This is a genomic window from Streptomyces sp. NPDC005728, assembly GCF_040630895.1.
Classification (GTDB): domain Bacteria; phylum Actinomycetota; class Actinomycetes; order Streptomycetales; family Streptomycetaceae; genus Streptomyces.
Window position 1 is genome coordinate 1 of the sequence record NZ_JBEXYL010000174.1, and the last position, 10,405, is coordinate 10,405.

A 10,405-nucleotide genomic window follows, 5' to 3' on the forward strand; every position below is an offset into this window, starting at 1 on the left:
AGCTGACCGTCGAGCGCGGTCGCGGTTACGTCTCCGCCGTGCAGAACAAGCAGGTGGGCCAGGAGATCGGCCGTATCCCGGTCGACTCCATCTACTCGCCGGTTCTCAAGGTCACCTACAAGGTCGAGGCGACCCGTGTCGAGCAGCGCACCGACTTCGACAAGCTGATCGTCGACGTCGAGACCAAGCAGGCCATGCGTCCCCGTGACGCGATGGCCTCCGCCGGTAAGACCCTGGTCGAGCTGTTCGGTCTCGCCCGCGAGCTGAACATCGACGCCGAGGGCATCGACATGGGCCCGTCCCCCACGGACGCCGCCCTTGCCGCCGACCTGGCGCTGCCGATCGAGGAGCTCGAGCTTACGGTCCGCTCCTACAACTGCCTCAAGCGTGAGGGCGTCCACTCGGTGGGTGAGCTCCTGGCTCGTTCCGAGGCCGACCTGCTCGACATCCGCAACTTCGGTGCGAAGTCGATCGACGAGGTCAAGGCGAAGCTGGCCGGCCTGGGCCTGGCACTCAAGGACAGCCCGCCCGGATTCGATCCGACCGCCGCTGCCTTCGACGCGGACGATAACGGGGGCACGAGTTTCGTGGAGACCGAGCAGTACTGAACGCTGCGCCGGGTCGCGAGGGGAGCCAGGAAGGCAGAGAAGGCAGCGATGAGCACCGGCCCATCGCACCCGACTCCCCGAGGGCCCGCAAGCGGAGATGCGGACGCCCAAGCCATCCGAGCCTGATCAAGATGGCGAAGGCGGCCCCCATCTCTGCTTTGTCATGCCTTCTGTCTCTGCTTCCTGACCCACCTGCGCGATGTGCTCCGCACGGTCGCACGGAGGGGAGACCGGCCGTCCACTTGGCGACCCTGTCCCCGGGGAACGGGGGATCCTGGGCCTATACTCCCCTGCGTGTTATCGAGGGGGGAGTTGTCAACGGGCGGCGGTCGGCTCCGGTTCGCTGTGCTCGGCCCGCTCCGGGCCTGGCGCGGCGACGTACAGCTGGAGCTCGGTCCGGTTCGCCAGCAGGCTCTGCTGACGGCGCTGCTGCTGCGACCGGGCACGACCGTCAGCCGGCAGCAGCTGCTCGACGGAGTATGGGGTCCGGAGCCGCCGGGCACGGGCGCCAAGGTGATCCCGGTCTATGTGCACCAGCTGCGCAGACGTCTGGGCACTGAGGGAGCAAGCCCCTCCGGCTCCGTGATCGTCACCGACCGGAGTGGCTACCGCTTCGACCCGCAGAACGTCTCGATGGACGTGGCTCGGTTGAAGGAGATCGTAGCCGAGGCGCACGCCGCGCGAGACTCCGATGACCTGGACGCCGCGGTGGGCGCGTGGTCCACCGCTCTGGAGCTGTTCCGGGGCGATGTCCTGGCCGAGATCCCCGGGCCGTTCGCCCAGGGAGAGCGCTTCCGGCTGACGGAACACAGGCTCGCGTTGGTGCAGGACAAGGTGGAGTGCCAGCTGCAGCTGGGCCGCCATGCCGAGGTCGTGGGAGAGCTGTTCGCTCTGACCGAGACGCATCCGCACAACGAGTCCCTGGCCGCCCTGTTGATGCGTGCCCTCTACGCCGGCAACCGGCAGGCCGATGCGCTGGCTCTCTTCGCCAAGGTGCGCCGTCGTCTGGTGAGGGAACAGGGGGCGGAGCCGGGCGGCGAACTGCGGCGGGTGCACGAGGCGGTGCTGCGCGCTGATGAAACGTTCCTCATCGGTGCGTCGCCACGGCCGCGCCGGTCGGCGGACGGCGCATCGGCACGGCCACGCCAACCGACGGACCGGCGGCCCGCAGCCCCTCGCCCACTCCGACGCGTGCGTAATGAACTACCGGTCGACGTCGGCGGCTTCACGGGGCGGGACCGTGAACTCGATATGCTCCGCGCGCCGGCCGATGAGCAGGTGGTGACGGTCCGCGCGGTGGACGGCATGGCCGGGGTCGGCAAGACCGCGCTGGTGGTACGCGCCGCGCGTGCGATGCGGGAGCGCTATCCGGACGGCTGCCTGTTCGTGGACCTCCACGGTCACCGCGAGGGGCGGGAAGCAGCGATCCCGCACCGCGTGCTGCGCCGATTGCTGCGGGCACTCGGCGACGCCGGCGAAGGTGACGACGAGTCATCAGAAGACCTCGACGGGCTGGCCGCGTCTTGGAGGGCCGCGACCGCCGCCCTCCGGCTGATCGTGGTGGTCGATGACGCATCCGCTGCAGAACAGGTGCGCCCCCTCCTGCCCGCCGGTCCCGGCAGCCTCGTGCTGGTGACCAGCCGACAGCGGCTGACCGGGCTGGACGCCGACCGCAGGGTCTCACTGGCGCCGCTTCACCTCGACGAGGCGGTGGCCCTGCTGACCCGTATCATCGGCGGTCCGGGCTCCGACCCCGAGCGTGCGGCGGTGCGCGAGCTGGCCCGCCTCTGTGACCGGCTGCCGCTGGCCCTGCGCGTCGTCGGGGCTCGCGTACAGAGCCGCCCGTCGTGGGCGCTGGAGCGCATGGCGGCCCGGCTGGCCGACGACGAGCACCGGCTCGGCGAGCTCGCCGTGGAGGACCGCAGCGTGGAGGCGGCCTTCCGGGTCTCCTACGAGCAGCTTCCGGACGCCGAACGGCGCGCGTTCCGCGCGTTGGGCCTGTCGCCGACCGTGGAGTTCGACCGGCTGACGCTGGCCGCCATGCTCGGCCTCACACCACCGAACGCCGAGCGTGCCCTTGAGAGCCTGGTCGAGGCAAGTCTCGTGCAGCAGGCGGGCACGGGCCGCTACCGCCTGCACGACCTGGTCGCGGTCTACGCCCGGCGCGTCGCCGGCGCGTACCCCGCGGAAGTCGCGGCGGCCCGGACCGGGGTGTTCCGGCTCTACGTGCTCGCCGCCCGTCGCGCAAGCGACTGGGGCCCCTCCGCCTTCCCGACCGGCCCGCGGCCGGACACCGCGCCCTTCGCGGACTGGGAGGAGGCGTCGGCCTGGCTGGACGCGGTGGGCGGCGAGCTGATCGACGTGATCGGTCACGCGGCGGCCGTGGGGCAGGTGGACGACGCCTGCTGGCTCGCCGAGGGACTGTGCGACTACCTCACCCGGCAAGGCCGGTACCACGAGTGCCGGGCCGCCATCGAGATCGTGCTGCCTCTCACGGAGCAGGCCACCGACCAGCGGATGGTCTCCGAACTGCGCACCTGTATGGGCATAGCGCACGGCCTGCAGGGCCACTACGAGCAGGCGCGCCGCTGGCTGAGGGACGCCCTGGAGATCAGCCGCCGAACTGGAGACCTCATCGAGCAGGCCCGGGCCCTGGGTTCGCTCGGGATCTTCGCCAACGCGGCCGGGGAACCGGCCGAGGCCGCCGCGCTCCTGGCCGAATCCGCGGACCTTGCCCAGACAGCGGAGGACGACTGGCTCACGGTCATGTACCTGGCCAACGTCGGCGCCATCCACCATCAGGTGGGAGAGCACGACACGGCGCACGACTGCTACGCGGCATCGGTCATCCTCGCCGAGAAGATCGGCAGCCCCAGGATCCTGAGCAAGACGCTGTTCCGCATGGGGACGCTCCAGCTCGACCGTGGGCGGTATGCGGAGGCCGCCGACGCGCTCCGCAGGGCCGTCGGACTCGCCGAGCGTGTGGGGGACATCCCGCTGTACGCCGCGGTCCTCGGCAGACTGGCCACTGCCGAGGAGCGCCTGGGCAACTTGGCCGGGGCGACGGAACTCCACTGCCGGGCACTTGCGGCGGTCGGCGAACGGTCCGGCAGCAGGCTGGAGGCCGAGATCCGCAACCGGCTGGGCTGGCACCACGCAGCGACGGAAGACCTCACCCAGGCGCGCGACCGGTTCGAGCGGGCCATCGCCCACTCCCGCACCGACCCCGGGGAACTCGCCCGCGCGGTCGACGGCCTGCGCCGCCGCGGCCAACCCGGCCCCCGGCGGTTCTAGCCTCCCGAAGACGCCGACCGTGTTCGACCGTACCCGCCACCGCCTGTCCGACGACGTGGGGATTCTTCGGAGCCGGGTGCTGCGGACGTACCCGATGAACCTGCGCGGAAACCGAGTCGGCCTCTTCCGTACGGTCGTCACATAGGCGCCGACCCAGGTGAAGGCGTTTTATTGCTGTGTGCGAGCACCCGCCGCAGGTGTCGTCGAATCGGGGCGCCATCAGAGCCTGATTCGGCGAAGGCCCGGGCAATCAGGCGGTCCGACACGCGGCGGCGGGTGTCATGGTCTGCACGGCCAGGATGCTGCCACCCACCTCCAGCCGTTCTGGACGGTCAGGAGGCGAACGCCCTTTCCAGCCTGGGGATCAGGTCCCGGAGATCCTGTTCCCAACAGCCGGCGTTGTGGTCGCCGTTGCATTGGGTGCCCCAGGCGGAACCGTCGCCATAGTCGACGTAGTAGTAGGGCATGCCCAGAGCGTCCATGCTGTCCTTGGCGTGCTTGGCCGCGCCTTCGATCCAGAACTCCAGTCCTACGTTGCCCACGTAGATGGAGACCCCGACTCCGGCGAGTTTGTCCATGTGCGCTGCCGGGTCGACCTCGTTCCACCGCCAGTCGGCGTTGAACACCGGGTAGGGCGAGCCGAACAGAGCGTCGCTGTCCACGCCAGGCTTGTAGGGGTCGTTGTCGGGGTCACAGGCTCCGGATGACGAGCCACAGATTGCGCCCAACGCGTCGGTGACGGAGGCGACGACGGCCAGCCGCAGGTCCATGGACTTGGCCGACAGATCGGTGTCTCCTGACAGGGATGCGGTCTGGCTGAACAGGTCGGGACGGTCCTGGGCGTAGTGGAACGCGCCGAACCCGCCCATGGAGACGCCGGCGATGGCCCTGGCCTTCTTGGTGGGAATGGTCCGCAGGTTCGCGTCGATGAACGGGATCACCTGCTTGAGGTGGAAGTTCTCCCAGTTCTGGGCACCGAGCTGAGTCTTCTGGTCGAGCCAGTTGGCATACCAGCCCCGAGCGCCGCCGTCCGGAATGACGGTGATCATCGAGTCCGACATGGTCAGCGCCGGATAGGTCTGCTGGATCGGGTCGTCAGGTGAACCGTGCAGGAAGTACAGCACTGGGTAGCGTCTGCCCGGGTCGTCGTAGTAGCCGCTCGGCAGAATGATTTTGATGTGGTGTTTGCCCGTGACCTCGGGTGTGGTCACAGTGATGTAAAAGTTGGTGGGACCGCCGACGGCCGTGTCGACCTGGGTCAGGCCGAATCCGTTCGCCATCGGTGGCGGCGCGGTGCGGTCAGCGGCTTGCGCCGGACCGGCCGGCATGATCATGGCCACGGCGGCGACCATCCACACCGCCAGCAGTCGCCACCCATTCGATGTCCTTGTCACAGCGTGCCCCCTCGTGAGCCTTCTCGTTGTGCCGTGCGAGATGTACCGGGAAACGGTGGAATCCCGATGAAAGAGCACGCCGGAGACCGCCATCGACGTTCCGGCGTGCTCACACGTCGATCTCAGTCCAGGACCTTGACCTCCCATGCCGGTGAGGCCGCGATCTGCTCCTCGGTGAACCGCTCGGTCACCCACTGGCCTGCCGAGAACAGCTTGGTCTGATCGGCGTAGTGCGGCGAGTTCGGGTTGGCCGACTGGGAATAGGCCAGTACGGAGGAGGCCTGTGGCGGACCGTCTGCAGTGAACCGCACCTCCTGGATGAAACTGGACCCGAAGACGATGTCCAGCTTGCCGTCGACAAGGCCAGGAGTGATCACGTTCAGCACGCCCAGTTCGCTGATCGAGCCGTGGATCGGAATCTGCTCACCGTTGCGGGTGATCTTCTGGATGTCCGAGAGCGGCGCGTTCAGCGGAATGCCCGCCTTGCGCAGCGCGAGAACCGCACGGCCCAACGCATCGCGGACGGCGGAGCTTCCCGGGTCCAGCGAGTTGGGCGTGTGCACCGGGTCCTTGGGGTCGAAAGGAACCCGCCACGGCAGTTTCTCGACAGCCTGCCCACCGAGCAGGTAGGACCAGTAGTACGCGAACAGCCAGGACCCCCGGCTGTCCGCCGTGTAGGCGTGATCCTTCCAGGCGGCCAGGATCGGACATGCCTCGCTCACGTTGACCAGGTTGCCGTCCACCAGGACGGTCCCGAAGGGGACGTTCTGACACATCGTCACCGTGGAGTTGAGGGCCAGGTCGGCCGCCCTGCTCTTGTCGGCGAACAGCAACTGCCGCATGTTTTCCGGCGTGAAGCCCTTGCCGGCCAAGCCGTCGGTGCCGTTGATCCGGTTCTGCGCGGTCAGGATCAGCTCCTGGGTACGCAGCGACCGGGGCGCCGCCGTGTCGCCCATCACCCTGGGGAAGGACAGGGGCTGCTCGGGGTTGGCCAGCCAGGCGCTGTCGTTGGCGTTGCCCACGAAGTCGGACCGGATGAGGCGTGGCTGCTTGTGCGGGTCCAGCAGCCCTGGCGCGACCGCGTTCGCATCGTTGGGCCAGTCGCACTCGCTGCGCTTGCCGTCGAGGATGGAGACCGGCGGCACGTTCGGCCGGCGTAGCGCCTGGTTGAACAGGATCTTACCGGTCTCGGTGAGGCACGACTGAGCGTGCTCGTCGGTGATGTTCGGGGTGGCCTGGATGTCCGCGTACAGCGCGTTGCCCTTGCGGTCGGAGGCGACGGTGTTGAAGAAGGGGACGCCCTGCGTGGTGTCCAGAGTGTTCACCACGTCGTTGACGTCCTTGGCCTGGTCGAGGTGGAACCAGGTGTTCAAGGCCCGCAGGTTGTCCATGTTCACGTCGCGTACCGCGTGGGCGCTGACCACCCAGGGCAACGGGACGCCCTGGACCGATGTGGTGATCGGGCCGTAACGAGTGGACCACAACGTCCTGGTCACCTTGCCGATGGAGCCGTCCGCGTTCAGCACGTCGACACCGACCTGCTGGGAGGTCATCCGTTGCCAGGTGCCGTCCACCAGGTAGTTGGTCGGGTTCAGCGGATCCACCTGCACGTCGAACAGCCCGAACGGCGCTACCGTGGCGATCGTGTGGCTCCAGGCGACGTCGTTGTTGTGCCCGATGGTCACCGCGGGCAACCCCAGCAGGCTGGCCCCGGAGACATTGACCTTCCCCGGGATGGTCAGCTGGTTCTGCCACATCCGATTCTTGCCCTGCCACGGAAAGTGCGGGTTGGCCAGCATCATGCTGGTGCCGCCGGACACGCCCTGCGAACCGACCGCCAACGCGTTGCTGCCCATGCTCTGTTGACGGCTCACCGCCATCGCGTCGCGGATCTTCTTCGCGGTCTCTGCGGCAGAGGGCGCAGGCCGTGCGGCGGCCGACGCCCCCGGGGGTGCGGCGTTCACCTCACCGTCCAGCACCGCATCGGCACTGCCCATGATGATCTCGGCGTGCGCGTGCCGGTAGACGTCCAGCTCCGTGATGGGCCGCACCCAGACCGCACCACGGCAGGCCGGGTCGGAGATGTTGTTCACGCCCGTCTCGGCCAAGTACCTGTTGTATCCCTGGACATAGCCGCGAATCGCCTCTTTGACCTCCGGCTCCGGCCCGTTGGGCGCGGGCTGCTCGAGCAGCCGCTCCACCACCCGGTTGTCATTGATCCGCTGGAAGTACAGGTCGCTGTTGAGATTGGTGGTGCTGTTCTGGTGCTCGCCGGGACTCGCCTTGCCGTCGGGCCCCAGATAGCGGGACCGCTGGGCATTGACCGTCAGATACGTGTCGGCCAAGGTGCAAATGTTGTCCTTGGCCGCGGCATATCCGTAGCCCGTTCCCAGCCCCTCCCAGGTCGAGGCAATGATGTGCGGGATTCCGTACTCGGTGTAACGGATCGTCGGCTCGTCAGGCCCCTGTTCGGCGGCGGACGACGCGGCAGTCGACCCGGTAGCCGCCATCGTGCTCATCATGGCGACCGCGGCCATGACCGCCATCGGTAACCTCGATCTGAATCTTCTCCGCGCCATCGAGCCGTCCTTCCCCTGTGGTACTGGCCTTTGACTGAACGCGGCCACGCTAAGGAGAACCGATGAAATCTCGATGATGCCGCCGCGCCCCAAGGCGCCATTGCCGCCCGGTGATCTACACGACGTCGAGTGACCAGCAGGACGTAGACGCCGGGTGGTTGATGGGATGTCGATGCTGTCTGGTAAGCGATGAGGCTGCACTGTCCGAGGCCGAGTGGCGGCCGTCACAGGCCGGGGAGCGGTACCACTCCTTCCGTCCCCGGCCTGCTCCACGGTGGTCCTTCTCCTCACCGCACCGCCATATCCGGGCGGTGAACCGGGATTTCATCGTTCTTTCAACGCCCCTCGCCAGGCTGAACGTGTCGCTGCGGACCGCCCGGACCGTTCCCGGAGCCGTGGCGCAGCGAGCGCCCCGTGATGCCCCGGCGCCGGCCGAAGCGTGAGGAGACACGGAACAGTCGGCACAGCGCTCACGCACTGCATCCCCAGACCTGACACCGCGTTCACCGCGGTGAGCCGACCCTGGAGGGCCGACCATGTCCGACCCCGCACACCCCGACCACTTCCCGATCACCCGCAGATCGCTGCTGAGGGCCGGCGCGGGCGTCGCCCTGAGCGCCGGCGCACTTGGCAGCTCGATTGCCGCCGCTCCCCTCGCCGCTGCGGCCCAGCGCGGCACACCCCTGTGCGAACAGCTCGGCGACTCGGCGAGCTCGCAGGGGCTGGGATCAGGGGATCTCGCCATCCCCTACTACCGGGAGCACGACAACACCTGGGGCTACGTCTTCGGCGACTCCTTCAGCGAACCAGGGTTGGGAGGGGACTACCTCGGCTCCCCGGTCATGCTGAACCAGGCCGCCTTCGATGCCTCCGGCGCGACCCCGATCTCGTTCACCTGGGCCATGCCCACGGGAGGCGCCGCCCAGCAGCTCTTCGACTACCGGCACGACGCCGACAACGGGCACGGCTTCGAGGTCAGTCGCATCCCGAACGACTGCATCGAGTTCGGCGGCCGCACGTACGTCCAGTACACCTCCGTGGAGGTCTGGCAGCCGCCCGCGGGCTACGACGGCTCACGGATGTCCGGCGTCGCCTACTCCGACGACCACGGCGTGACCTGGCAGGACTACCCCTACCACTGGGCGGGTGACACCCAGGGGGTGAACCAGTCCATGTACGGAATGTGGTCGTTCGCGGGCATCGACCCCGACGGCTGGCTGTACATCTTCTCCAAACGCTGGAACGGCAGCCACCGCAACACCGGTGACGGCGGGGCGATCCAGCTCTTCCGCATCTGGCCGGAAGAGTTCCGCGCCGGCAACTTCGGAGCCCAGGAGAACTGGGCCTACCTCGACGGCCGCTGGCAGTGGACCCGGGCGGTCCAGCCTTCGATCATCCTGTCCGGGAACAACATCGGCGAGTTCTCGGTGAAGCGCATCGGCGGCACCTACTGCATGAGCTACTTCGACGTCACCGACTACTCGATCTGCACCCGCACCGCTCCCCGGCCCGATGCCGTGTGGAGCGCACCGAAGCCGCAGATCGTCGGCGACGGCGCCTGGCCGCCGAACCACTGGGGCAAGCCCCAACTCCCGTTCCTCTACGGCGGATACATCCATCCGGGCAGTGCCGGCCCCAACTCCCTGACCTTGATCGTGTCGCAGTGGAACGGGCAGCTCCACCAGTCGCCCTATCGAGTACTGCAGTACGACGGCATCAACCCGTAGTCCGCATGCCGTACTCCCTCTTCGGCACACGTCCCCCACACAGGAGGAACAGATGAGCGGCGTCCACTTACGACGCGCAAGATTAGGCACCACAGCCCTGCTCGCCCTCATGGTCCTGACCGTACTGATCGGCAGCCCGGCGAGCGCCCAGAGTGCAAAGCCCCTGAAGGACATCCCCGGCCCCCTGAACCACGTCGCCCCCGCCACGCTGTACTGCTCCGTCCCGTCGGAGCGGGACATCGCGGTCACCCGCAAGGTCTACGAGGTCGGCCAGCGCATGAACGTGTCCGAGAAGGTCATGCTCGCCGGGTTCGAGACAGGCTGGGTCGAGTCCCGGATGAACAATCTGTCGTGCGGGGACCGGGACTCGTTGGGCGTCTTCCAGCAGCGCCCCTCGCAGGGCTGGGGCTCACCCGAACAGGTCATGGACGTCGACTACGCGGCGGGAAAGTTCTTCGAGGTGGCCCTGCAGATGGAGCCCGGCATGGAGGGCAGCACCGCCGGGCAGCTCGCCCAGGCCGTCCAGCGCTCTGCATACCCGGACCGGTACGACCAGGCGGAGGACGTCGCCCGGGCGATGCAGGACGAGGCGTTCCAGCCCTACGGCACGATCGGGGCGAAATACGACAGCCTGGGCGGCCCGGGCGGCGTCCTCGGCCGGCCGGTCCGGGCCGAGGAGGCAGCCTCGCTGGGCGGGCGCTTCCAGCTGTTCCAGAACGGGATCATCTTGTGGCATCCGGATGTGGCCCACGCGGTCTATGGCGACATCCTGAGCACGTTCTGGGCGACGGACGCGGAGCGGC

The 10,405-nt window shown here is 68.2% G+C and carries 6 protein-coding genes; 4 read left to right on the forward strand and 2 right to left on the reverse strand.

Annotation, left to right across the window (positions count from 1 at the left end):
- Nucleotides 1-608 (forward strand): DNA-directed RNA polymerase subunit alpha C-terminal domain-containing protein (locus tag ABZ471_RS45765; protein ID WP_359075087.1); only part of this gene is annotated, 608 nt, incomplete at its 5' end.
- 345 nt (nucleotides 609-953) lie between these two features.
- Nucleotides 954-3,902 (forward strand): BTAD domain-containing putative transcriptional regulator, encoded by a 2,949-nt coding sequence (locus ABZ471_RS45770; protein WP_359075088.1) that lies wholly within the window; start codon nucleotides 954-956, stop codon nucleotides 3,900-3,902.
- A gap of 332 nt (nucleotides 3,903-4,234) precedes the next feature.
- On the opposite strand, the gene ABZ471_RS45775 is transcribed toward ABZ471_RS45770, so the two are convergent.
- Together ABZ471_RS45775 and ABZ471_RS45780 are read right to left on the reverse strand one after the other, a co-directional pair.
- The gene (locus ABZ471_RS45775) at nucleotides 4,235-5,254 is read right to left on the reverse strand and encodes an alpha/beta hydrolase-fold protein (protein WP_359075089.1); all 1,020 of its coding nucleotides are present in this window, start codon (nucleotides 5,252-5,254) and stop codon (nucleotides 4,235-4,237) included.
- Between the two features lie 164 nt (nucleotides 5,255-5,418).
- Nucleotides 5,419-7,875 (reverse strand): penicillin acylase family protein, encoded by a 2,457-nt coding sequence (locus ABZ471_RS45780; protein ID WP_359075092.1) that lies wholly within the window; start codon nucleotides 7,873-7,875, stop codon nucleotides 5,419-5,421.
- Between the two features lie 536 nt (nucleotides 7,876-8,411).
- Between ABZ471_RS45780 and ABZ471_RS45785 the strand changes: the two genes are divergently transcribed.
- Nucleotides 8,412-9,602, forward strand: coding sequence for a DUF4185 domain-containing protein (locus ABZ471_RS45785; protein WP_359075090.1), 1,191 nt, complete (start codon nucleotides 8,412-8,414; stop codon nucleotides 9,600-9,602).
- Between the two features lie 52 nt (nucleotides 9,603-9,654).
- On the forward strand, nucleotides 9,655-10,405 hold a 751-nt coding region (locus ABZ471_RS45790; RefSeq protein ID WP_359075091.1), incomplete at its 3' end, for a hypothetical protein.